Below are 25,969 nucleotides of genomic sequence, written 5' to 3' on the forward strand. Positions count from 1 at the left end.
TTAAAATAACTCTATTTTGTATTTGTACTAAGATCTCTAAAGAGATACTTAACTTCCTGTACTTTTAATCTTCTATATCCACCACGAGCAACACCTTCAAGATTCAGTGTATCAAATCCAATACGTGTCATATTTTTAATCGGGTGTCCTAGTTTTTCAAATACTTCTCTTAATTCTTTACTTGTGACATCTTTACAAACAAATCTTACTAAAGTAGATTGATTTTTTTTATCTAACTCAAAGATTGCAATATCAATAAATTCAATCATCTTTTTACCTAGAACAATTCCACGTCTGAGTTCTCTTAATTTTTCGCGAATCATAATGCCTTTTAATCGAACATTATATTCCATTTTAAGCTCAATATTAGGTTGAGTTAAATGTTTAGTTAAATCACCATCATTTGTTATGATAAGCAGTCCTGCTGCATCATACTCTAATTTGTGGATCGGATATAATCTATAATCCTTATCCTCAGGTAATAATAAATCTGTAACATTTCTTCTTTTTAATGCATCTGTTGAAGTGGATAGATATCCAGTAGGTTTATTCATTAAAAAATAAACCAATGTTTCTTTATCAATAGGTTTACCATTTACTAATATTTCATCTTTTTGTGACACTTTAAATCCTAAAAGCGTTACAACTTGTCCATTGACAGTAACGAGACCATTTTGTATCATCTCTTCAGATTTGCGTCTTGAAGCCACACCAGCGTGTGCTAAAACTTTTGATAATCTTTCCATAATTTCACCCTAAATATTATAGCATATTTCATGCAGTTTGATGCCGATTCACTGATTTTACATAAATAAAAAGACCGATGGTCTTTTTAATTTTATAATTCATCTAATTAAGCTCTAGATACGTAAGAACCATCCGTTGTATTAACGATGATTTTTTCTCCAGATTCGATAAACATTGGAACCTTAACTAAGTAACCTGAATGCAACCATGCATCTTTCATTGCGTTAGTCTTAGTATCACCTTTAACACCTGGAACAGTTTCCTTAACTTCAAGAACGAGTTTTTCAGGTAAGTTTACACCAATAATTTCATCACCATAAAAATTAATTTCTACAGAAAGACCTTCATATAAGAAATTAAGTTCATAAGCTATTTGCTCTTTTGTAATTTCAATTTGCTCATAGTTTTCCATGTTCATAAAGACATGCATATCTCCAGAAGCATATAAATATTGCATAGAGATACGATCAATTTGAGCTTTTTCTACTTTATCGCCTGATTTGAAGGTAATTTCTTGAATATTGCCTGTTCTAAGATTTCTTAACTTTGTATTAATGATTGCTCCACTTCTTGCAGATTTTACATGCAAGAACTCTAAGATAACATAAATTTGTCCATCAATTGCAATCGTTAACCCTGTTTTAAATTCACTTGTTGATACCATATTAACAACTCCTTTTTAAATACCTCGTATATTTTACTTGATTTCTTGTATTTTTTCAACTAAAAACTGTATTCCCTTTAAATAAGACAGTTCTTTCTCACCATAAAATGTTTTTAATACCACATCTTTAATATAATTTGTGTGTCTAAACGGTTCTCTAAGATAAATATTGGATAAATGTACTTCTATTTTAGGAATAGTCAAAATTTCAAGTGCATCTCTTATCGCTATGGATGTATGTGTATAAGCTCCTGCATTAATCACTAACCCATCTACATATACATCTTGTATGAAATCAATAATCTGACCTTCATGATTACTTTGAAAAAAGATAAAATCCACTGAAGGGAATTTTTCAATAATCATATCACAAATCTCATCTAGGGTTAAAATACCATAATGTTCTTTTGAACGTTTACCTAACATATTTAAATTTGGTCCATGTATAATTGCAATTTTCATAGTATATTCATCTCCTTTAATAGACTTAATATATTTTCAACAGTACGTGATACTTCTTTTGAGTTGGATATGATATGATCAGCAAAACCTTGATATTTTAAGAATCTCTCATCATAAATTTGTTGTAATGATTTTTCTTTTAATAAAGGTCTTTCATAACTATCCTTTAATCTTTGCTCAATCAATTCTATAGGAGTTTCTAAATAAATTTTTATGCCGTTCATAAATTGCTTATTTTCTTTACGAGTGACAATACCACCACCTGTTGAAACGACCATAGATTCTTCATTGATAGATTTTAGTGCATTTGTTTCCATGACTCTAAATGCATCTTCACCATATAGCGTTATGATATGGTCTATAAACATCAGTTCTCTTTCTTCAATGTAGTGATCTAAATCCATAAATTTCCACCCGAGTTTATTCGCTAAGATTTTACCTACAGTGGATTTTCCAGTCCCAGGCATCCCTATTAAAAATATTTTCATTCAATTTATCCTTTCAGGAATTGTTCGATATCTTTTGAAACTTGTTGTACAAGATCAGGACTTAATCCATCATAAACATTTGGATTCATTTGATTCATAAACCAGGTTTTTTGTCTTTTAGCAAATCGCATCGTTTGAGTAATGATGGTATTGATCGCATCTTCTAGCGTCAATTCATGATTTAAATATCCTTTTAATTCACGGTATCCAATAATATTTAAATCATACGTCATTAAAGCTTTTGTTTCTTCAATAAATCCTTTTTCAATCATTTGATTTAATCTATATTCTACTCTTTGTCTTAAGATATTTCTATCCATATCTAAATAAATCAAATAAATATCGTATAACGGATGATGTAACTTGTTTTTATCACTTCGTTTTTTTCCAGAAATAATTGTCTGATATGCAGAAACAATGCGTCTTTCATTATGCCAATCTAGATCTATATCTGGGTCGTTTTCCTTAATAAATTCAATCATTTGACTGATTTCTGGTAACTCTTTTTTCTCTTGTTCCTCAAATTCATAATCATAGAGTGCAGATTTAATGTATAAACCACTTCCACCAACAATTAATGGATATTGGATTTGACTTATTAATTGTCTAACATCTTTTTGAAAATTAAATACAGAGTATGGTTCATTTAACGTTCTATGACTGATGAGATGATGTTTAACACCATTCATCTCATCTTCTGTGATTTTTGCTGAACCTATATTTAATTCCTTATAGATACTTACCGAATCACCATTGATAACTTCCATTTGAAATCTTTTGGCTAATTCTATAGATAATTTTGTTTTTCCACTACCTGTCGGTCCAACGATACATATGACCTTTTTCATACAATCCTCTTAAACATTTTTTCTATATCTTGATTAGATAGTTTAATTAAAACAGGACGACCATGAGGACATGTATATGGATTTTTACAAGTTTTTAAATCCTTAAGAATTGCATCAATTTCAACTTTTGATAATTGATGATTTGCTTTAATTGCACCTTTACATGAAATATCTTTAGCCAATTGATTTCTTAGTTTATAAAGGTTGATGTCTGAATTATTTTCTAGTTGTTCTAGTATAGAATGAATTGCCAAGTCAATTTCATTTGGTCTTAGAAAATCTGGATGACTTACTAAATTTCTACCTTCAAAATTAAATCCAAACTGATTGAGTTTATTCTTGTGTTCATTGATCAAATGAACATCTTGATCTGTAATATGTTGTTCCAATGGAATGAGTGTATGATACACTCTAATCTCTTGATCACCAATTTTATCTACATAATACTCATATCGAATACGTTCTGCTGCAGCATGTTGATCCATTAAAAATAATCCTTCATCATTTTGAAATAATAAATATGTTCCACTTAATGTACCTATAAATTCTAGGTGTGGAATTTTTACGTCAACCACTTCATTTTCATCTACCTTGAAAGGAAGATCTTGGTTTATATTAATATCGTTCAATCCATCTACATCAGTTGATTCATTAAGTTCAAATAGACTTCTGATTTCAGGTTTAAATACTTCCTTTTTAACTTCTTGTATTGTTTCTCGAATAGGAATTCTTCCTGATTCTAATGTATTTTTTATAATGGGTGTCAAACTAAATGAAATCATCTTTTCGTTTGCTAATTTAACTTCCATCTTTTGTGGATGTACATTTACATCAACAAGTGAAGGATCAATATCCATATAAATTAATGCAATAGGATATTTTTGAGTCATAATATACGTGTGATATCCTTCGATGACACTTTGAGTTAATGCATAATTCTTAACAAATCGGTGATTAATAAATATTGAAATATCATTTCTTTTAGATCTTACAAATTTAGGGTCTAATAAGTATCCTTTAATCTTAATTTTGCCCATTTCATGACTCAATGATTTTAATCCATCCGACATGTTTTTACCATATATGGTATCGATGAGTTCTGGAATAGAACCATTTCCTAATGTTTTTTTAATTAACTTACCATCCATAATGAGTTGAAATGAAATGTTTGGATGTGATAAAGCTTGTTTAAAAACAACATCTGTGATTGCATTTTTCTCAGCATATTCACTTTTAATATATTTAAATCGAGCAGGTGTATTGTAGAATAATTCTCTTACAATAACTTTTGTTCCAGGATTTAAAGATGCATGACCAATCTCACTTTGCTTAGAATTGACAACAGAAATTTGATACCCATCACTTCCACGCACACGACTCATAATCTCTAGTTTAGAAACCGATGCAATCGATGGTAATGCCTCACCTCTAAATCCTAAAGTACTAATTTGATTTAAGTCACTTATTTTAAATATTTTTGACGTAGCATGTCTTAAAACTGCTTTACTTAGATTAAGTTTGGACATACCAAAACCATCATCGGTTACAATGATTGATTCTAAACCCATTTGATTTACTTCGACAATGATCTGTTTAGCACCAGCATCAATTGAGTTTTCAATGAGTTCTTTAACAACAGATGCTGGTCTTTCAACAACTTCACCTGCTGCAATTGTATTGGCTAGTGCCATATCCATGATGGTTATATCGTGCATATTTATGAATCCTTTTTCGTTTGTTTGATTTGATTTTGAATATACTTAAGTTTAATTAATGCATCAATAGGAGTTAATTTATCTAAATCAATCAACGTTAGATCATCTAGTATATTTTGAATATCTTTTGGAATAATATGTTCCAATTCCACTTTTTCTTCAAACATGAACAAATTATTTTCTAATTTGCTAGATTCTTTTTCTAACACTTTGAGTATTTGCTTACTACGCTTAATAATCGCTTCTGGTAGATGTGCAAGTGCTGCAACTTGAATACCATATGATTTATCTGATGCTCCACGTTCTACTTGATGTAGAAACACCATATGGTCTTTTTCTTCTTTTGCTTTTACATGAAGATTTGTAATATGTTCAAACTTTTCAGAGAGTTGAGTCAGTTCATGATAATGTGTTGAAAACATTGTCTGAGCTTGAATATGTTTATGTATATATTCAATCATTCCTTGTGCAAGTGCAAGACCATCATATGTTGCTGTACCACGTCCTATTTCATCAAATAAAATGAGGGAGTTTTTTGTGGCTTTTGTTAAAGCTTCATTTGCCTCTACCATCTCAACCATAAACGTAGACTTACCACCAGAAATATCATCACTCGATCCTATTCTTGTAAAAATTGCATCATAGATTGGAAGACTAGCTCTATTTGCTGGTACATAGATGCCACTTTGAGCCATAATAACAATTAATGCAAACATACGCATATAAGTGGACTTACCGCTCATATTAGGCCCTGTTAAAATAAATATTTCATGAGGCTTCATCGTTATATGATTAGAAATAAATTCCACATGTCTTTCTACAACTGGATGTCTACCTGATTCTATTTCAACAAAACCATTAAGGTTTAATTTAGGTCTCACATAATGATATAAATCTGTTACTTTAGCAAGCGCTAAGTACATATCCATTTGTGCAATTAAATAGCTTAACTTTTGTAAACTTTCTACAAAACCTTTTGTAAACTCCTTGAGTTCAACAAAAAGTTCATACTCAAGTTTATCTGCTCTTTCTTTTGATGTAAGTAGCTTTTGTTCAACAACTTTTAAAGATTCCGTAATATATCTTTCACCATTGGTAAGTGTCTGTTTTCTAATATAACCAAATTCATCTTGTATTAATGGTATGTTTCCTTTGGAAACCTCAATATAATAACCGAAAACTCTGTTATATCCTATTTTAAGATTCTTTATCCCGGTTTTTTCTCTTTCAGTCTCTAAGAAATTTTCAAGCCAGTCCTCACCGTGTAATGCAATTTCTCTAAGTTCATCGAGTTCATGATGATAACCATCTTTGATCATTCCACCTTCTTTAATCGATAATGGTGCATCATCTTTTAAAGCAAGTTGTAATTTTTCATATAAAGTTTCATGGGTATCTATTTCTTTATTGAGTTCTAATATAAGATTGCCTGGATACATCGATAATACATTTTTAAGTTCTGGTATCAAACTGAGTGTGTTTTTTAATTGTACTAAATCTTTTGCATTTCCATTATTACTTGCAATACGACCAACCAAGCGGTTAATATCATACATTTGATCGAGTAAACTTTCTAATTGATTACGAGGTTCAAAGGGTTTGAAACTTTCGATCATATCATATCTGTATTCAATTAAAGTAGCATCTTTTAAAGGATGCGTAACAGTATATTTAAGTAATCTAGAACCCATTGCGGTTAAGGTTTGATCTAACCAATAAATTAAGGAAGATTTAGGATTTTTACTATTTGATTCAATAAGTTCTAAATGCTCAAATACCTGATGATCAATATGCATATAGGATTTAAAGGTTAATTCCTTAAATGGCATTAAATGTGATAACTCTAATTTACTTTCACGTGTTAAATAATCTAACAACAAGGATGCAGATAATTTAACTTCTTTACTGGATAGTGATTGGATTAATTTGGAGTGTATTTCATCTTCAATTTTATATTCTGTGACTAATATAGATTCAGACTTAAAAAAGTTCATCAGTTGTTGATCCGAAGTATTACTTAAAATAACTTCTTTAAGTTTAAGATTTTTTATCTCATCGATAATCTCTACTCTGGATAATCCATCAATGACAAATGTATCACCAGTTGAAATGTCTGCATAACTTAATACGTACCCATGTTCGCTTAATATAATAGAACCAATGAAATTATATTCATTGGCATTTAAGATACCTTCATCAATAATCATACCTGGCGTGATGAGTTTGATAACTTCTCTTTCAACGAGTCCTTTTCCTGGTAAACTTACCTGTTCTGCAATTGCAATTTTAAATCCCTTTGATACCAAACGTTGTATATAAACCTTAGATGCATGATAAGGTATTCCACACATGGGTACCTTTTTACCTGCATCTTTAGATGTTAAGGTTATTTCTAATACTTTGGATGCAACAATTGCATCATCAAAAAACATTTCATAGAAATCACCTAATCTAAAAAAGACTATCGCATCAGCGTAGTCTTGTTTAATGTTAATATATTGTTGCATCATTGGAGTATAAAGTTCTTTATCTTCCATAATGCCTCCTCTGCTTTAATAAAATTATGATGCCATTTCGTGAGCCGAACCAAATAAAGGAATAATGACAGAGTCTCTAAGGAAAGGACCTATGAAAGGAATATTTTCATAGCCATACGTAATTCCTAATCTCCACATTGCATATAATCCAGCAAAGATGATCGCAGCTGTTATAAATAGTATTAAGAATATTTTGAGTAATACATTCATTTTGTAACGTTTTTGTTGAGGTTTTTCTGTTTGCATAGACTGAATCGCTTCTATAATACGACCCGCATCATCTTTTGGTTCTTCTTTAGGTAAGACATAAACTTTCTTGATACCAAAGAATGCAATAAACCCTGCAATTAAGCTACCAGTGATTAGTAGAATAATTGCCCATGTGATAATACCTTTTTTAGTAGGCTTCATAAATACAAATCTTATAAATGCAACTAAATTAATTGCTGCTAAAACTGATGCAATAATCATAGTCATTAATGAATCTAAAGGTATGATAGACAAATCAATTTCAGCAGGTAGTTGAATAATTTGATTCACTGCAAGTGCAACTGTAGTAAATGCAGCTGCAAATATTAATGAGATAAACCCTGCAAGTACTAAAATAAATTTTCTGTAACCTGTTGATAAAACTGCTTTTTCAACAACTTTTTCTTCAGTTTCTTCAAAAGAAGGAATATCAGACTCATCGTCTTTCAATAATTCTTTAACAATAACTTCTGGATTTACCATTAAATTCGTGTTAAGTGGTCTTCTCTCTTCTTTTTCTTCCACTTGTTTTTCAGCAACAACTGGACGTTCTACGGATTCAATATGGTTATCTACTTTAATCGTAAATTCTTTTTCACTAAATGCTTGAGCTAATTTTTCAAATGCTTCAGCCAGACGATTCAATTCAGGTTTATAATCAATACCACTTGAAACAACAACTTGCTTTTCGATTATTTTTTCACTCACAACTTCTGGAGTTTTAACCGGTTCAACAGGTGTTTCCTCTTTGACTTGAGGTTCAATCTTTGTTTCTATAACTGGTGGAACGATTGGTTCCTTTATTTCTTCTTTTGGTTCTTCATCAATTGTTTCATAGACATCTAGTGATTGCGGAACAAAATATGAAGCTCTTGTCTCTTGAGCATTAGACAGAATAAATTCAATAATTTCTTCTTTTTTCAATTCTGTAGATACTTTAATATCGTGATCTTTAGCAAATCTCTCTAATAAAATGATATTTTGACCTTTTAGTTTTTCTTCTAATTGTGGTGTCAATTCATTCTTTTCTTTAAGTTTATCGATAATCACATCGAAAACTTCTTTCTTCTTAAGACGTTTTGGAATTGGCGCATTATACTTATCACCAATTGCTCTTAGCTCAGAAAGAGTTGTTGCTTTATAAGTAACTGGTCTAAACTGTTCTTGAGTTACACCATCAATTTCACCTGGATTGTCATATAAAACAGCATTGATTTCATCATTAAATAATCGTGCTTGAGGTCGACTTTGTTTTTTAGCTTCTAAGGTAGCATGACCAAATAATTTTTCTAGTTCTTGATCAGAAACACCTGATTCAACCATGTATGCAAGTAAAGCACTCCAAAAATCCATCAAATATTTATTATTGAGTGATGTGCTCTTATACCAATCCAAGAGATTAACAAGCTGAGAATCCGTATATTTTTGGAACCAGGTTAACCGATAACCCATTTCATCAGCTAAAGTCTTTCTTTCTTCAATCGTTTTATCAACGACGTCTTTTAACACACGTTTTAAAACTGCCATTCTAAGTTTTCTAGGTACACTTAGACCAATGCCTTGCAAAAAAGATACAATATATGTACCTGATACAAAACTTAAATCCTGGATTAAATCTACAATCTGATGCTTTTTACCTTTAACATTTAAAAATCCATCTTTAGTGATTGAAGCCATATTATCTCCCCCTAAAACACTTTTTCTTTAGATTTATTATATCATAATAATCATAATTCAATGAAAGATGATTGAATGTTTGATAAAAAAAGAAACAAGTTTTCCTAAAAATTAAAGGGATGTGCTTGTTTCTTCTATATGTATTTTTTCTATTTTTCTTTTTGGTGAAAGTGTAAATAACACTGCATTTAATTGTCTTGGTCCATTAGCAACCTCATTAGGTCTTTGATTCATGTAAATAAATCGGTCGATAATCACTTCTTTAGTCACACCAATCACACCATTGAGAGGACCTGTCATACCAACATCTGTAATATAGAGTGTTCCTTTCGGCATGATACGATCATCATTGGTTTGAACATGCGTATGCGTACCAACAATCATATCAATTTTTCCATCCAAGAAATGTGCCATTGCAACCTTTTCTGATGTAGCCTCAGCATGTATATCTAATAAACTATAATCAAAAGATTCTTTTTCTAGTATTTCTTTAACCATTAAAAATGGAGGATCAATGACATCTTGCATAAATGCTTTGCCTAAAGCGTTTATGACCAATACCTTTTCGTTATTATACTGGATAATTGCGTATCCTCGACCTAAATTAGAACCATCATTAATCGGTCTTATAATTTTAGACTCTGTGATAAATTCTTTTAATTCTGGGTTTTTCCATGTATGATTTCCCATTGTTAAAAGACTAATTCCTGCTTGCATTAGTTTTTTGTACAGTACTTTTGTAATACCTCGTCCATTTGCTGCATTTTCAGCATTGGCAATAATTAAGTTGGGTTGGTAGGTTTTTCTTAGATATGGTATGTTTTCAAGTACATATTCGATACCTGGAGTACCATAAATATCTCCTATAAATAATATTTTCATACACTTATTATATACGATTTTATTAGATAAAAACCTGCAAAGATTCATAAAATACTTATTTACAAAAAAAACACCACTTAAATCAAGTGATGTTTGTTTATTAATCGTTTATTTTGCAACATCTGTTGCGCGTTTTTCACGAATAACAGTTACTTTAATGGTTCCCGGATAAGTCATCTTTTCTTCAATCTTTTCTTTGATTGTACGTGCAACATTTATAATACCTAAATCATCAATTTTTTCAGGTAATACCATAACACGTACTTCACGTCCAGCTTGAATTGCATATGCTTTATCTACACCTTCAACCTCATTTGAGATTTCTTCAAGTTGGGTTAATCGCTTCATGTAGGAATCCATAGATTCTGATCTTGCACCAGGTCTTGCAGCTGATAATGCATCTGCTGCAGCAACTAATACTGCAATTACAGATTGAGGTTCTGTATCACCATGGTGTGATGCAATTGCATCGATTACTTCTTTAGGTTCTTTATATCGAGATACAATATCAACTCCGATTGTAACGTGTGATCCTTCAACTTCATGGTCAACTGCTTTTCCAATATCATGGAATAATCCAGCACGTCTTGCAAGAATTTCATTCTCACCAATCTCAGCAGCTAATTTACCCGCTAAGAATGCAACTTCAATGGAGTGTTTTAAAACGTTTTGTCCATATGATGTTCTAAAACTCATACGTCCTAAAAGTTTGATTAAATCTGGATGAACTTTACCAACAGCTGTTTTAAAGACTGCTTCTTCACCAGATTCCCTGATAAACATATCAATTTCTGCTCTTGCACGTTCAACAACTTCTTCAATACGTCCTGGATGGATTCTTCCATCTTGAACTAAGATTGTTAATGCACGTTTTGCAATTTCTCTTCTAACTGGATCAAATCCAGATAACACGACTGCCTCAGGTGTATCATCGATAATTAAGTCCACTCCAGTGAGAGCTTCGAGTGTTCTAATGTTTCTACCTTCTTTACCGATAATTCTACCCTTCATATCTTCATTAGGTATTTCTACCACAGATACTGTTCTTTCAGATGTTGTTTCAGATGCATACTTTTGCATTGCAAGTGATAACAATTCCTTACTCTTTGTTTGAACAATCGCTTTTGCTTTATCTTCTTCATCGCGAATGTATGTTGCAATTTCATTAGATAATGAATCTCTTACTTGAGCCATTATAACTTCTTTTGCTTGTTCTTTAGACAATGCCGAAATAGAAACAAGTTTTAATTCCTGTTCCTTCACCAATTCTTCCACTTTGCTATATTGATTATCAAGTTGTTCTTTACGTTCGTTATATTTTTGTTCTTTAGCATCTAAACCAATTTCGCGTTTATCTAAATATTGCGATCTATTGTTAAGTGCAATCTCACGTTGTGAAACTTTTTCTTCAAGGTTTAAAACGACTTGACGTCTTTCACGCATGTCATTATCAAACTCTTTACGTAACGTTAATATCTCTTGTTTAGCTTCGAAAACAAGCTCTCTTTTTGTTTTCTCCGCTTCTTTTTTACCGTCTTCAACAATACGTTCAGCAGCTTCTCTAGACTGACGTAGACTCTTTTCATGGTGTGAAACGCGAATAAAGTATCCTATTACTGCGCCACCCAATAATCCTAAGACGATTAGCAAAATGAAGGTAATCAATGCAGGCGTGTCAACATTAAACATAATGTTAAACATTTCTGTAACCTCCATATTTATAATTTTAACTTTTAATCTATTAATTCATCAAAAATTATTTAAGTACATTTTGTACTCATTTAATTATAACTTTAAAATCACTTTTAGTCAATTATATTATTGTGTGGCAATGCATTTTACATAAATGTATTTATTGAGTTTATATTTTTTAATATGGTTTATAAATTGTGTGTTTTATAGTATAATTAATTTTGACTACTTAAAAGGAGATTTACCATGTTACCTAAACATCAACCACAGTCAAAATTTGGAAAATGGTTACTAAAGTATCGATTAAAGTTATTCTTATTTATATTCATCATTGTCGTTCCAGTGACATTTATTATTGCTCTTTATTTGGGAGATTACTTAAAATATAAAAATGTAGATTTTGGTAACGATATTCAATCAAATTTCCTATCTTCTTATATCACATATGAAGATGAAACAAATCATGAAATTATCAACCTTGAAACACCAGATTTAATTGTTCAAGTAAAACTTATTTCATTTCATATACCAGAATTCTACGATGAAACAAATGGTCATTATACAATTAGAGCTAAATATAAAACAAAGAATAATGTCCATATTCATGGTTTTGAAACAGTTTTCTTACTTCAAACAGATTGGATGAATGCCAAATCTGAGCCATTAAATATGGCACTAACTGAGAATTTTAGTACCAATCGTATGATTTCATTTAATCATATACTACCGCATCAACCTCTATGGTTTGTTGAGGTTCAAAAACCAAATCTTTATTCTAAAATAACTTATCATATAGAACTTGCTATGGATCAAGAAGTTACTGTTAATTATTATTTTAGAACGGATCTTCTTGGTTTAACTCCATCAACAGTTATTGATGAAAATAACGCCTAAATTAAATAGTTATATTATAAAGTTGAATGCTAAGGGTATTCAACTTTTTTTATAGGATATAAAAAAACTAGAACTTATAAAAGGTCTAGTTTTTTAAGCATCTAGTCTAGTTCTTATGAATTTTCATGAATCATTTTGATTTGTGAACGATAAATTGCAGCATATTTCTTATCATCACTCAGTAACTGATCGTGTGTACCTTCTTCAATTTTAACGCCATTTTCTAATACGACAATTTTGTTGGCATGTTTAATGGTAGAAAGTCTATGTGCGATAACTATTGTTGTGCGTCCTTCTTTGACTTTGTTTAAAGCTATTTGAATGAGTGACTCAGTTTCTGTATCAATATTTGCTGTTGCTTCATCCATAATTAATATGGATGGATTATGAATCACCGCTCTAGCAAATGAAATTAATTGTTTTTCACCAAGTGATAAGTTGCCACCACCACGGTAAACTTCTTGATGAATTCCATTTGGTAACTTCTCAACCATAGGTCCTCCACCAATTTCTTTTAGAACTCTTAAGACTTCATCATCACTTGCATCTGTACCAAATTTAATATTACTTGCAATTGTTCCTTGATAAATCATTGGATCTTGTAAAATCATACCAATATGACTTCTAAATGTACGTTTAGAATACGTTGTAATATCAACTCCATCTACAAGTATTTTCCCCATATCGCCTTCTTTAAAATCATAGAATCTTAAAAGTAAACTCATCATGGTTGATTTTCCACTACCTGTATGACCAACAATTCCTACCATCGTTCCTTTTTGAATTTCTAAATTAATACCCAATAAGACAGGATGACCTTTTTTATAGGAAAACCATACATTATCAAATTCAATATGACCTTCAAATCTTGGTATAACTTCGAAACTGTCATCTTCTTGTTCTGCATCTATAATAGAAAATATTCTATCCGTTCTGACTAATGCCATTTGAAGATTCCCAAATTCTCTAAATAATATAGATACTGGTTCAATCAATCGAGATAAATAATCATTATATGCATATATTGTACCTGCAGTCATAATATAGGTACTTACAGTTAAACTTTGGAAACCAAAGTATCCTATGATGAATGCTGTAACCAAAAATCCTAACAAACGAATTAAATTCCATCCAATGGTTAAGTGTAATTTTTGCTCTTTTAACTGTTCACGGCGATACTCATTGGATATTATTTCAAATTCTTTCTCTGTTTGTTCTTGATAGTTAAATATTTGTAAAATGTTTACCCCATTAATGATTTCATTTAATTTAGCTGTAATCATAGATGCAGACTCAGATACTTTTTGAGCAATTTGATTGAGGTGTCTAATAAAGAATTTCAACCAAACATAAATTACAGGGAAAATTAAGAAAGTCATAAGTGCAAGACTTGAGTCTAAGTAAAACATACCTATGTATGCAAAAATAACTGATAATGTCGCATTAAATAATAGATTCATGAGTGTTGAAAAGAGATTGATCATTCCATTGACATCTGTAATGATTCTGTTTGCAACTTTTCCGGCTGGTTCTTGTTCAAAGTATGTCATTGGCATACGTTGTAATGCTTTAACAGCATCCAATCTTGCATCTCTAACCACATTCATTGTGATATATGCAGTAGATATTCTTTGAACAAATAGGAAGATTATATGCAACACATATCTTGCAAATAATAGAATTAAAAGGATAATAACAGGCTCATAAAATGGTGTGTAAAATGCGCTTACTTCATTCCCTGTCAATTTAGTTGCTTGATAGGTTACGACACTTCCATCAAATGTTGTGATACTTAATGTACCCTCTTGATCATTTGTTGCTATATATTGTTGGTTACCACTTTCAATTGAACCTTCGATTACTAAATAATTTCCATTAACAATAACTATGGTTAATTGATTGGGAGATGTCTCATCTTGTGTATAATAATTACCGTCATAATATACACCATCAGTAGATGTTGTTTCATACCATGGACGAGTGATTCCTACCAATTGATCATCTAAAATAGAACGTACGATTAAAGGAGCTAGTAATCCTAGTGATTGGACAACAAGCATACATACTATAGAAATAGTAAGTAATTTTTTATATTTTCTAATGTATCTCCATACTTTTTTAACTTGTTTCATCATACACCTATTTCATACTCATTTGTTGGATGTATTGAGTTTTATACCATCCATCGATTTTAGTTAATTCTTCATGAGTGCCACGTTCGATAATCTTTCCTTGATCCATTACAATGATTAAATCAGCATCTCTAATTGCTGAAAATCTGTGAGCAACAATAATGTTTGTTTTACCTGTTCTAAATTTTTTAAGTTGTTCTAAAATAGTTTCTTCTGTATTTGCATCTACAGCAGATAATGAATCATCTAAAATAAGAATCTCAGGTTCCTTAACTAATGCTCTGGCAATCGATAGACGTTGCTTTTGACCACCTGATAGGGTCGCACCACCTTCTCCAACCTTTGTTTGTAATCCAGCATTTAAATAGTGAATATCTTTCTCAAAATCGGCAATTTTAATTGCACGATTGAGTTGATCGATTGTTGCTTGTGGATTTCCTATTAAAATATTATCATCCACTCCTCTACGGAATAACATATGGGACTGTGGAACATATCCAACAATTTTTCTTATATCTTCAATTTTGTATTTTTTAATGTTTTTTCCATCGATATAGATATGACCTGAAGTTACATTAAATTCTCTTAACAACTGACGAATTAATGTGGATTTACCACTTCCCGTAGGTCCAACAACGCCAATTGTTTGACCTTTCTTAACCGTAAGGTTTATTTGGTTAATCGTAGGTTGTTCATCAAAAGGATATTTAAATGTTACATCTCTAAATTCAATTTCTTTAAAATCTAGAATATGATCAGGAATTTCATCATCCTTAACATCAGGTTCAGTCTTCATAATCTCATCAAATCGGTCGACTGCAACTGTTGCATTATTGATTTGCTGAAAGACTCCTGATATAGAAATAATCGGTCCATATAAAATACCAATATAAGAGATAAAGATAACTAATTGTCCTACAGTCATTTGTTGTTGCATAATAAACAATGCACCAAACACGAATGCTAAAATATATGCAATTGCATATACCGATTCAAACATAGGTGCTAATCTATTTTCATAGTTAATGATATATCTCCATGATTCAATATCATTGACGATAACACGTTTTTGTTCCTTTAAATCATTTTCTTCTTGTACATAAGCTCGAATCGTTTTTTGTCCTTCAACAGACTCTAAAATCTTTTCTGTCATCGCAGCATAAATGACACGATGCTTCTTAACATATTCTCTTTTTTTCATACGTATAATATTTAAAATAGTGATACCTATAGGCATTATTGTTACAGAGATTAAAGTAAGCTCCCATGAAATTGTTATTGCCATAATACTGATTGCAATGAGTATCATACCAATATTAAAAATCATACCTTCAATCATCGATGTAGCAGCAACAGTAATCATATCTAAATCTGCTGTTGCCCTAGAGATTAAATCTCCTTTTTGATATTTTTCATAAAATTCAGCATCCATATCAAAAAGCTTTTTTAGATAGTTTTTTCTAAAAGTGAATGCCAGTTTTTGAGATGTTTTGTTGACCGTATAGTTATAAAAATACGATGATAGATACCTAGCAACAGGTATAAGGATTAATGCTGTTATTAAAAAAGCAAAAGATGTCCAATTTAAGCTTTTGGATACGATGACATCTATGGCAATACCTAAAACGTAAGCAGGTGTTAATGCTAACAAAGCAATTAACGTAAGAAGCGTAAACATGAGTAGATATGTTTTCCACTCCTGCTTGATGAACCAACCGATTTTCTTATATATATTAAACATGGCAACCTCAAAAAAATATTATCAATTCAATTATACCCTCATTTTTTTAAAATGAGTATCAAATGGATATAAATATTCAAATATGATAAATATGCCTAAATTACTAAAATTCAACGTCCATATCAGCAATTCATTAGATACTCTATTAACGAAAAAACTCATACATTTTCGTATGAGTTTTTAATCATTCTAAATACTTTTAACAATTAAATCAAGTGCATCTTTGATATCACGAACTTCAATAGAATGTTCTTTTTCAATGGATTGAATCAAGTTATTTGCAGTAATTAAACCAATTGTTTTTTCTATACTTGAACGAATGGCTTTCAACTGGATAACAAGTTGCTCACAATCTGTATCTTGTTCCATCATCTTTAAAACACCATTCATTTGTCCATGTGTTCTTTTTATTCTGTTAACGATTTGGTCATCACACTTCATCAGATAAATCTCCGCGATATGTACTCATACCACCTAAAACATTGGTTACATCATAACCTTGTTTTGATAAGAACTGAGATGCAGCTTGTGATCTTGCTCCTGAATAACAAACCACATAATAAGCTTCCTTTTTATTCAATTTTTTCAAATTATTTACAAAATCTGACATAGGCACATGGATAGCATTTGGAATATGACCTTCACTAAACTCATCAATTTCCCTTACATCAATTATTTTTACATTTTCTTTTTTCATTGTTTGTTCGAGTTCGAACATCATTACTGTTTTATACATTATTTTATCTCCTTTGATATTTGATCATAAACACTATATGAACCATCTAAATTATAAACTTCAAAACCTTTAGCTCTTAAAAATCTTTCAGCATTATAACTTCTAGTTCCTGACTGACAATATACAACTAGTTTTTTATCTTTTGGAATTTCTTGATATCTTAGATACAATTCATCAATATCTATATGCATGGAACCTTCAATATATCCGAAACCTTCTCTTTCAATAAAGCTTCTTACATCAATGAATAAGTAACCTTCATTTTTAAGCATTTCAACATCATACCATTGTACGGATTGACTTATCCCTAATATTATATTTTGACCTACATAACCTGCTAAATTTACAATATCTTTAGCACTAGAATATGGAGGAGCATACGTAAACTCTAGTTCTTGTAAATCAGTAATTGTTAGCTTCGCTTTAATGGCTGTAGAAATAATATCAATACGTTTATCCACACCTTTTTGACCGAATGCTTGTGCACCAAGTATTTGGTGAGACATTTTATCAAATATAACTTTTAGATGAATCGATGTAGCTCCCGGATAGTAGCTTGCATGATCATTTGCTAATAAGTGAATCACATGATATGTTCCCTTGGTAAGTTGTTTTTCTGTTAAACCCGTACTTGCGAAACTCATATCAAATACTTTAACAATAGATGTACCAATACTACCTTTATTGTAAACATTTAAACCACTTAAAATGTCAGCAAGCTGTCTTCCTTGACGATTTGCAGGACTTGCTAGTGGAATGAGTGTATCTTGATTTGAAATTTGATTTTTGACAATAATTGCATCACCAACTGCATATATATGAGGAATTGAAGTTTGATAATTATGATCTACAATAATTCCACCTTTCATACCTAGGTTTGCTCCAATATTCTTTAAAAGAGTTGTATCTGGTGCAACACCAATGGATATTATAAGGAAATCAGTTTTCACTTCTTGACCTGATTTTAAATATAGCGTATTAGGATCAATCTTAACGATTTCATTATTCGTATAGACATCAATTCCATTTTGAATTAATGCATTTTTCGCATGAATGGATACTTCAGGGTCCAACACAGGTAAAACATCACTAGATTTTTCAATAAGTGCAACTTCAATTCCACGCATCTTTAAGTTTTCAGCTAATTCTAACCCTATAAATCCTGCTCCTAAAATACTGACATGCTTAGGATGATGGTTTTTAATTTGCAGCATAATTTTATCTAAATCCGGTATATTTCTTAACGTAAAGAATGGAATTCGATCGAGACCTTCAATTGTTGGAACAATTGGTTTGGCACCTGTTGAGATAACAAGCTCATCATAGGATTGTTCAAAAATCTCCTGATTAGAACGGTATTGAATCTTTTTTTGTTCGGGATTGATTGAGATCACTTCAGAATTGGATCGTACATTTAAGTTAAATCTTTTTTGTAATAACTCTTCTTTTACAACTAATAGACTTTGTCTACTCTTTATTTCTCCTGAGATGTGATAAGGTAGTCCACAGTTTGCAAATGACACAAACGGACCTTTCTCAAAAACGATGATTTCATCATCTATATTGAGTCTGCGGTAACGGTTTGCAAAGCTCATTCCTCCAGCAACACCACCAACAACGACAATAGTTTTCTTTTTCATATGAATTCTCCTCATTATAAACACTGGTATCATCATACCCCCAGGGGTATAATAAAATCAAATATAATGCTTCACCACTCTGAAGCAACTTAAATTATGTGAAATTACTTAATTTTACAAACGCCTACTTTGATTTCTCTCATAATTATACCTAATCCTATAATGATTAATAGTAAGGATAAAAACTTATATGGAAGTCCCGCAAATGGTAATGCAATGACTACAAGATTAATACCTACTGCACTCATAAATGCAATCACACAACTTGTACATCCATATGTGAAAATTCCAAAAACAGTTGCTAGAAAACCTAAATTAGATCCATTTCCCTTACTTGCTCTTAATTCAACTAATGCTGTTGAAAAGTTCATCATCAAAGTACTTAACAAAGCCATTACAATATTCATAAAAATATTTAGCACAACTAACCAACTACCATATGTAAGATTCATGTCTTGATAAGACATATTTAGATAATCCAGTGTGAAAAATATTGCTAAAAATAAAATAAAGAATATGGTGCCTTCAATGATATACTTTTTAGTTTTTTGCATATTTAATACTAAACTAAACATATTTTACTCCTTTCATTTTTATATAGAATAACAAACATAAATCAAAATAACTTCAATAATGCTTCAATTCAAATTATTATGTAAGAAAAAAGTCATTTTTTCAAATGACTTATTTAAGATTATAGTGTTTTCTAATTTTAGATTCAAGGTCTTTAAGTAGTTCTGGTTTACCTTCAAGATAAATTCTAGCATTATCTCTACCTTGGCCTAGTTTTTCATCACCAATGTTATACCATGCACCACTCTTATTAACAAAATCAAGTTCAGCTGCTAAGTCTAGAACTTCTCCACTCCTAGAAATACCTGTTCCATACATAATATCTACCATCGCAGTTTTAAGTGGAGGTGCTACTTTAGATTTAACTACCTTAACGTTAGATCGAATTCCTACTAAATCACTACCGCTTTTAATTTGTTCAGCTCTTCTAATCTCTAATCTAACTGATGAGAAGAATTTTAATGCACGTCCGCCTGGAGTTGTTTCAGGATTACCAAACATTATACCGACTTTTTCTCTAATTTGATTAATGAATATTGCAACAACATTTGATTTAGAAATAACACCACTCATTTTTCTCATTGCTTGACTCATCATTCTTGCTTGTAATCCCACATGGTTTGCAGACATATCACCTGCAATTTCTTGTTCAGGAACAAGTGCTGCAACAGAGTCTACAACGATCATATCGATTGAACCACTCTTGATTAATGCCTCAGCAATATCTAGTGCTTGTTCACCCGTGTCAGGTTGAGATAAAACTAAATTATTTAAATCTACACCTAATGCTTTTGCATAGGTTGGGTCTAATGCGTGTTCTGCATCTATAAAGGCAACCGTACCACCTTGTTTTTGTGCACTTGCCATAGCATGTAATGTTAAAGTTGTCTTACCACTGGACTCAGGACCATAAACTTCAATAATTCTTCCTCTTGGATATCCACCAATACCTAAAGCAATATCTAATGCAATTGAGCCTGTAGGGATAACTTCTATGGAGTGATCACCTTCATCACCTAATTTCATTATTGAACCTTTACCAAACTGTTTCTCAATTTGCTTTAAAGCAAGTTCAAGTGCTTGTTGTTTTTTGTTATCACTCATATCTATTGTTTCCTCCTATAAGATAATAGTATCATTGTTTGAAAATAACTTTTTTTAAATAGATTCTAATACAACTTTTCTATTCTTCATGAAATAGTCTACACCCGATATAACTGTGAATATCAGTGCTATATAATAAATAACGTTTCCTACCCATACAAAATTAGGGTTAATCGCTGTTAGACCAAAATCATTAAAGAGTAAAATGATAATTGCAACTAATGTAAATATTGTTTTATACTTACCTAAATGACTTGCTGCTATGACATTTCCTTTTTCAACAGCTAATAATCGTATACCTGTCACCATAAATTCTCTAATTATAATTAATACAACTGTCCAAAGAGGTACACGATCACTCATTTGAAGCATTAAGTATAATAAACCTGTAAATACTAATACCTTATCGGCGATAGGGTCTAAAAACTTTCCAAAAGTTGTTATTTGATTATATTTTCTTGCAATATACCCATCGATAAAATCTGTTGCACTCGCAATTAAAAATATAGAAGCGAACAGTAACTCATTTAACCTTAAACCAAAAATAGTCATATAAACTTTAAGTGGTTCTATATAAAGTATAACAATCATTATAGGAATTAATAGCACTCTTAAAATAGTAATTTTGTTAGCAGTTGTCATAAAAAATCTCCATCTCATTTATTTTATCATATTTCACCGATAGTTATTGCATTTTACCGTTTGATTTGGTAAAATGATATGTGCTTATTTAGGAGGTGAATTTGTGGCTAATATTAAATCTCAAATCAAACGTAACTTAACAAATGAAAAACGTCATCAAGCAAACGTTGCATTTAAATCTTCATACAAAACTGCGGTTAAAGCTGTTGAAGCAGCTGTTGCAGCTAAAGATAAAGAAAAAGCAATGTCTACTTTGTCATTTGCTCATAAAAAGTTAGACAAGGGACAAGCTAAAGGAATTTTCCACAAAAACTTTGTTGCCCGTCACAAAGCGGCGTTAGCAAATTTAGTAAACTCCTTATAATAGACACCCAAAAGGTGTTTTTTATTTGCTTTTTTCTATTTCTCGAAATCCTTTAAAACCTTGAGCAACTAACTTAATCGGTTTTTTAAAGAAATATGTGTCAGGTTGACGGTATTTAGGATTGTATCCTAATACATTAACATACTTATCCATATTATCAAGTTCTTCTGAAAGTTTTAATAAAACTTGGAAGGTTGCTTTAGCATCTTCACTTGCACGGTGTGCTTGATCATTTGTTAACTTGAATCTTTCAACAGCATCTGATAATTTATGTGGATATTCATAACGATCTTTATAAACTGCCATGCAGTCTAAAATATCATTTTTAATCATGTATTTACGATCAAAATACATTTGATAGAGTTTCAGTAAAAAACCAATATCAAAATTTAAATTATAGGCTATTAATAATGTATCCTCTTGGATGAGTGCGTTAAGTTCATTAAATGCAAACTCTTCATCGACACCAGTAGATTCTAACATCTCATTAGTAATACCTGTTAAATTTGTTATAAACTGTGAAATCGGTTCTCTTTGTTTAATAAGATAATTGATTTCTTTTTTTATTTCAAATGTATCTTCATGTTTTTGAACCAAAACGGCACCTACCTCAATTACCTTATCTTGCATTGGTGACAATCCTGTTGTTTCAAAATCAAATATTAATATCTCTTTATAATTTAGTTTCATTTGATCCCCCTTAATAACAATAGTTCAAAACCTATTTTTTCTTCTGTTTGTCCAGTCTTTATTTCTACATCAAGTTTAGATAAATCTATAATCAGTTGTTCCAAACGTTTTTTACTTTGTGTTTTAGCTTCTCGAATTAAATGATAAGCTCTTCCACTGGATATATTTAATTCACTTGCAATCTCTTGTTGACTTAGATTTCTATTGATTAATAACTGTGTTTGTAATATCCATTGAACTGTTTGGTATAGATGATTGAAAATCGTTGATGTCTGTGTTTTACCTGTAACTAAATCTTCATATATCTTTATACAATTTTTAATATCGTTTTTTAAATATGCTGAAGAGAATGCGAATATATTGTCTTCTAAATTTCTTGTTACTAATAGCTCAACATCATCAACCACAATATGTTTTTCATCTACTTTGTATGCCTTTAGTTTTTCAATTTCTTGAAAACATAAAAATAAATCTCCACTTGTTCTATCAATTAAAAGTTCAATTGCCCTACCATCCATTTTATATCCATCTTTTTCAATTACTTTATTTAAATAGATTGGTAATGCTGAACCTTCTAGACTTTTAATAGTTTCGATAAATGCATACTTCTCAAGATACTGAGATAATTGATGTGCTTTAGGCACTTCATTCATAGTCATAATAAGTTTAATGTCTTCACTAGGCGATTCTAAATACTTATAAAATGGTTCAAGTTGATGATCATCATATCGAGTTAATGCATCTACGTGTTCTATAATAACCATTTTAGTTTCACTAAAAAATGAAACAGTTTGTAGTTCCCTTAATATTTCATCTAAAGATGTCTCTAATGCATCTATATTCACCGTATTAAATGCGTCTATTGAGGATTCACTTTGATATTTTTTAACCTGTTCATTGATTAAATAGACTGATTGACCAACCAGTAAGTATATAGATTCCATGGGTTACCTCGCTTATTATCATTATACCTTTTTTGTGATTTTATTTAAACCCTTTAATCCTTAATAAGGAGAAAATTTCTTACTTTGTTCACCCTCTATATAGAATGCACCATCTAGACTTGTCAAATGTATTTGAATACCAAAAGATTGATATAATTCAACAATTTCTGGATGTGGTTGATTGTAACGATTCTTAATACCTACACTTATAATAGCCAGCCTAGGATTAACATAACTTAAAAACAACTCTCCACTTGATGTATTAGATCCATGATGAGGAACTTTAATAATATCACTTTTGAGTTTATGTCCATAAATATTAATAAGATCCAATTCAACCGACTTATCGATGTCTCCTGTGAATAAATAAATCTCTTGTTGGACATTGATTTGAAAAACAATCGAATTTGCATTTGCATTATTATAGTTTTTTACAGGTCCTAAAAATTTCAGTTCAATGGATTCTATAGTTGGTAAGTTCATTTGGTTTATCCTTAGGATATTCGGGTGATTAACGGGATAATCTTGGTACCCACTGAGCACTAAAACATCCACTTTAAAAGTCTCTATCAAAGAATCTGCTTCTTTGATGTGATCTAAATCGTGATGTGTAAGGATTAAATAATCAATTCGGTCTATTCCCATATAATATAAATAATCTGAAACACCATCAAAGGCATCAACCACAATTACATAATTATTCTTAATAATTACTGCACCATCACCTTGCCCTACATCAATAAAATAGACACTGTCGTTGATTGTTGTATATTGAATAACTATAAAACATATTAAAATACCTAAACTTAACATTAAGTTTACAAAATATGTTCGTAAACTTTTAGATGCATATAATAGAATCATGATAAGTATATAAAGAACCATCCATTCGTTTGTAAATCTTGGTATGAATATGGATAAATCATAAGTTTTAACAAACTCTAGAATTCGAACGATAGATTCTTGCATGTAAGTTGATAACTTAATCATTGGAAATAGAAAATAAATGAATAACGATGGAACGAATGTATATTTTAACATGCCATATATTATAGGCATGAAAAGTAATAACAATACATCGATTTTTCCATTCCATAACAACAAAAATGGTATAAATATTAAAATAAACATTAATTGATTCGTTATAAAAGATTGGATAGACTTAAAAAGATTCAGAAAAATGATGATATAAAGTAAAAGAAATGTATGATTGTATATGACATATGGATTGATACACAAAATAAGGATGAATACTGTGATTTCAACATTCATCCGGTCAATATCCCACTCTAGCTTATGCAACATAAAACGTATTAAAGATGTTAAGAGCAATCTTAAAATGAGGACACTTTGACCTATCAAATAACATATACTTAAAAGACAAGTGAGTATCAAATCCTTTTTACTATCTTTAAGATCTAAATAATAAAATGTTTTTTGAACTCCAATCAAAATAACACTTAGGTGAAGGCTTGAAAAACTAAAAAGATACCCATATATTTCATCATCGATGAATGGTATATCCTTAAAAAAATCTATCCACACGTTATCTTGATTTAACCAATGCAAAAATGATAAAGAATTCTTTTTCTCATATTGAAAATTTACTAATCTTCCATCTATGCCTTTAGATAAATAATAGCTATAACTATCAAAACCTCTAAAATTAGTCAGTTTTCTATATTTTTCTATCTTTGCATCGATGTTGATGATATCTCCAATAAGGAGGTTCTCATTTAAATTGATGGTATATTGATGAAATAGATCACGGACTTCATATTGATAATATTCATCTTTTTGTTCTTTATAGGTAATCAATAGTTTACCACTTACATGTGATGCGTTAGGTAAACCTGTTATAAATAAGAGTAGGTAGATGCCAATAACTACAAAATCAATCCATTTTAGTTTTCTTCTAACGAAGTACATTATGATTAAATAAGGTATAAGATAATACCAAAAATGCATACATAAGATGAAACCTATCAAACACCAAAGTGTTATATGATTGTTTCTAAACGTAAAAATAGACTTTAATCTTATCAAATGTTGCTTGTCCAATGCCTTTAACTTCCAATAATTCTTCAACCCTTATAAATTTCTGATGACTTCTTCTATAAAGAATAATTTCTAATGCACGTGATTCTGTGATATTAGGAATTCTAATTAAGTCTTCATAAGTGATTTGATTTAAATCATATTTTTTAATGAATTCTTCAACATCTAATTGTAATTTTTGGATTACATATTCTTTCTCTTGAATTTTTTCATTAAAAATAAGTTGATCAATATCCGCATATTCAGTAAATCCACCTGATAAATAAATTAGATACGACAGTGTCATACCTTTTTTAACTTGATATGTACCAGGTCTTTGAACTTCACCTTTGATGGTTACTTCAACCAATTCATGCTCAACTTTGAAGGTTTGAAGTTCCTTTTGATTTTTAGGTATGATATAGATGATACCAATGACAATAGCAATGATAACTACAATTAAAATATTTTTCTTCATAAAAAAAACCTCCACATCCATATAATGTGAAAG

The 25,969-nt window shown here is 30.6% G+C and carries 24 protein-coding genes; 2 read left to right on the forward strand and 22 right to left on the reverse strand.

Annotated elements, in window-relative coordinates; all coding sequences use genetic code 11:
* Nucleotides 1-11: 11 nt before the first annotated feature.
* From B5X49_RS02110 to rny, 10 genes are all read right to left on the reverse strand, one after another.
* Nucleotides 12-746 carry a pseudouridine synthase gene (locus B5X49_RS02110; RefSeq protein ID WP_045749528.1) on the reverse strand — a complete coding sequence of 245 codons (735 nt, stop codon included), beginning with the start codon at nucleotides 744-746 and terminating at the stop codon, nucleotides 12-14.
* A 107-nt stretch (nucleotides 747-853) separates the two neighbouring features.
* Nucleotides 854-1,411, reverse strand: coding sequence for an elongation factor P (gene efp, locus B5X49_RS02115; protein WP_045749529.1), 558 nt, complete (start codon nucleotides 1,409-1,411; stop codon nucleotides 854-856).
* A 33-nt stretch (nucleotides 1,412-1,444) separates the two neighbouring features.
* Nucleotides 1,445-1,873: a type II 3-dehydroquinate dehydratase gene (locus tag B5X49_RS02120; protein WP_045749530.1), complete on the reverse strand. Its 429-nt coding sequence runs from the start codon at nucleotides 1,871-1,873 to the stop codon at nucleotides 1,445-1,447.
* Nucleotides 1,870-2,361, reverse strand: coding sequence for a shikimate kinase (locus B5X49_RS02125; protein ID WP_045749531.1), 492 nt, complete (start codon nucleotides 2,359-2,361; stop codon nucleotides 1,870-1,872). The genes B5X49_RS02120 and B5X49_RS02125 overlap by 4 nt, the downstream gene beginning before the upstream one ends.
* Before the next feature lie 5 nt (nucleotides 2,362-2,366).
* Complete coding sequence (gene miaA / locus B5X49_RS02130) at nucleotides 2,367-3,209, reverse strand: tRNA (adenosine(37)-N6)-dimethylallyltransferase MiaA (protein ID WP_045749532.1); 843 nt, start codon at nucleotides 3,207-3,209, stop codon at nucleotides 2,367-2,369.
* Entirely contained in the window at nucleotides 3,206-4,924 is a 1,719-nt protein-coding gene (gene mutL / locus B5X49_RS02135) for a DNA mismatch repair endonuclease MutL (RefSeq protein WP_045749533.1), read from the reverse strand. Before mutL ends, miaA begins: the two co-directional genes overlap by 4 nt.
* Before the next feature lie 2 nt (nucleotides 4,925-4,926).
* A complete protein-coding gene (gene mutS / locus B5X49_RS02140; protein ID WP_079560619.1) occupies nucleotides 4,927-7,461 on the reverse strand; it encodes a DNA mismatch repair protein MutS in 2,535 nt (844 codons plus the stop codon).
* A 24-nt stretch (nucleotides 7,462-7,485) separates the two neighbouring features.
* Entirely contained in the window at nucleotides 7,486-9,387 is a 1,902-nt protein-coding gene (locus tag B5X49_RS02145) for an MFS transporter (RefSeq protein WP_045749535.1), read from the reverse strand.
* Between the two features lie 111 nt (nucleotides 9,388-9,498).
* Nucleotides 9,499-10,269, reverse strand: coding sequence for a TIGR00282 family metallophosphoesterase (locus tag B5X49_RS02150; protein ID WP_045749536.1), 771 nt, complete (start codon nucleotides 10,267-10,269; stop codon nucleotides 9,499-9,501).
* A gap of 108 nt (nucleotides 10,270-10,377) precedes the next feature.
* On the reverse strand, nucleotides 10,378-11,958 hold the full coding sequence (rny, locus tag B5X49_RS02155; protein WP_045750060.1) for a ribonuclease Y: 1,581 nt from the start codon (nucleotides 11,956-11,958) through the stop codon (nucleotides 10,378-10,380).
* Nucleotides 11,959-12,207: 249 nt separating this feature from the next.
* On the opposite strand from rny, the gene B5X49_RS02160 reads away from it, so the two are divergent.
* A complete protein-coding gene (locus tag B5X49_RS02160) occupies nucleotides 12,208-12,855 on the forward strand; it encodes a hypothetical protein (protein ID WP_045749537.1) in 648 nt (215 codons plus the stop codon).
* A 113-nt stretch (nucleotides 12,856-12,968) separates the two neighbouring features.
* Here the strand turns inward: B5X49_RS02160 and B5X49_RS02165 are convergent, their stop codons facing one another.
* The 8 genes from B5X49_RS02165 to pgsA all read right to left on the reverse strand — a co-directional run bounded on the left by B5X49_RS02165 (nucleotide 12,969) and on the right by pgsA (nucleotide 21,423).
* Entirely contained in the window at nucleotides 12,969-14,987 is a 2,019-nt protein-coding gene (locus tag B5X49_RS02165; RefSeq protein WP_045750061.1) for an ABC transporter ATP-binding protein, read from the reverse strand.
* Nucleotides 14,988-14,994: 7 nt separating this feature from the next.
* Nucleotides 14,995-16,728, reverse strand: coding sequence for an ABC transporter ATP-binding protein (locus tag B5X49_RS02170; RefSeq protein ID WP_045749538.1), 1,734 nt, complete (start codon nucleotides 16,726-16,728; stop codon nucleotides 14,995-14,997).
* Nucleotides 16,729-16,917: 189 nt separating this feature from the next.
* Nucleotides 16,918-17,169, reverse strand: coding sequence for a metal-sensing transcriptional repressor (locus B5X49_RS02175; protein ID WP_045749539.1), 252 nt, complete (start codon nucleotides 17,167-17,169; stop codon nucleotides 16,918-16,920).
* The gene (locus B5X49_RS02180) at nucleotides 17,159-17,464 is read right to left on the reverse strand and encodes a rhodanese-like domain-containing protein (RefSeq protein WP_045749540.1); all 306 of its coding nucleotides are present in this window, start codon (nucleotides 17,462-17,464) and stop codon (nucleotides 17,159-17,161) included. The genes B5X49_RS02175 and B5X49_RS02180 overlap by 11 nt, the downstream gene beginning before the upstream one ends.
* A complete protein-coding gene (locus B5X49_RS02185) occupies nucleotides 17,464-19,104 on the reverse strand; it encodes an FAD-dependent oxidoreductase (RefSeq protein WP_045749541.1) in 1,641 nt (546 codons plus the stop codon). The genes B5X49_RS02180 and B5X49_RS02185 overlap by 1 nt, the downstream gene beginning before the upstream one ends.
* Nucleotides 19,105-19,208: 104 nt before the next feature.
* Complete coding sequence (locus B5X49_RS02190; protein WP_045749542.1) at nucleotides 19,209-19,679, reverse strand: hypothetical protein; 471 nt, start codon at nucleotides 19,677-19,679, stop codon at nucleotides 19,209-19,211.
* A gap of 109 nt (nucleotides 19,680-19,788) precedes the next feature.
* Nucleotides 19,789-20,781 carry a recombinase RecA gene (gene recA, locus B5X49_RS02195; protein WP_045749543.1) on the reverse strand — a complete coding sequence of 331 codons (993 nt, stop codon included), beginning with the start codon at nucleotides 20,779-20,781 and terminating at the stop codon, nucleotides 19,789-19,791.
* 54 nt (nucleotides 20,782-20,835) lie between these two features.
* Nucleotides 20,836-21,423, reverse strand: coding sequence for a CDP-diacylglycerol--glycerol-3-phosphate 3-phosphatidyltransferase (gene pgsA, locus B5X49_RS02200; RefSeq protein ID WP_045749544.1), 588 nt, complete (start codon nucleotides 21,421-21,423; stop codon nucleotides 20,836-20,838).
* Nucleotides 21,424-21,526: 103 nt separating this feature from the next.
* Between pgsA and rpsT the strand changes: the two genes are divergently transcribed.
* The gene (gene rpsT / locus B5X49_RS02205) at nucleotides 21,527-21,787 is read left to right on the forward strand and encodes a 30S ribosomal protein S20 (RefSeq protein ID WP_045749545.1); all 261 of its coding nucleotides are present in this window, start codon (nucleotides 21,527-21,529) and stop codon (nucleotides 21,785-21,787) included.
* A 21-nt stretch (nucleotides 21,788-21,808) separates the two neighbouring features.
* On the opposite strand, the gene B5X49_RS02210 is transcribed toward rpsT, so the two are convergent.
* The 4 genes from B5X49_RS02210 to B5X49_RS02225 all read right to left on the reverse strand — a co-directional run bounded on the left by B5X49_RS02210 (nucleotide 21,809) and on the right by B5X49_RS02225 (nucleotide 25,936).
* Entirely contained in the window at nucleotides 21,809-22,477 is a 669-nt protein-coding gene (locus B5X49_RS02210; protein ID WP_045749546.1) for a 3'-5' exonuclease, read from the reverse strand.
* The gene (holA, locus tag B5X49_RS02215) at nucleotides 22,474-23,421 is read right to left on the reverse strand and encodes a DNA polymerase III subunit delta (protein WP_045749547.1); all 948 of its coding nucleotides are present in this window, start codon (nucleotides 23,419-23,421) and stop codon (nucleotides 22,474-22,476) included. The genes B5X49_RS02210 and holA overlap by 4 nt, the downstream gene beginning before the upstream one ends.
* Before the next feature lie 60 nt (nucleotides 23,422-23,481).
* Complete coding sequence (locus B5X49_RS02220) at nucleotides 23,482-25,350, reverse strand: ComEC/Rec2 family competence protein (protein ID WP_159444476.1); 1,869 nt, start codon at nucleotides 25,348-25,350, stop codon at nucleotides 23,482-23,484.
* A gap of 85 nt (nucleotides 25,351-25,435) precedes the next feature.
* Entirely contained in the window at nucleotides 25,436-25,936 is a 501-nt protein-coding gene (locus B5X49_RS02225; RefSeq protein ID WP_045749549.1) for a ComEA family DNA-binding protein, read from the reverse strand.
* Nucleotides 25,937-25,969 lie beyond the last annotated feature (33 nt).

Origin of the sequence: Acholeplasma oculi (assembly GCF_900166985.1) — a bacterium.
Classification (GTDB): domain Bacteria; phylum Bacillota_I; class Bacilli_A; order Acholeplasmatales; family Acholeplasmataceae; genus Acholeplasma; species Acholeplasma oculi.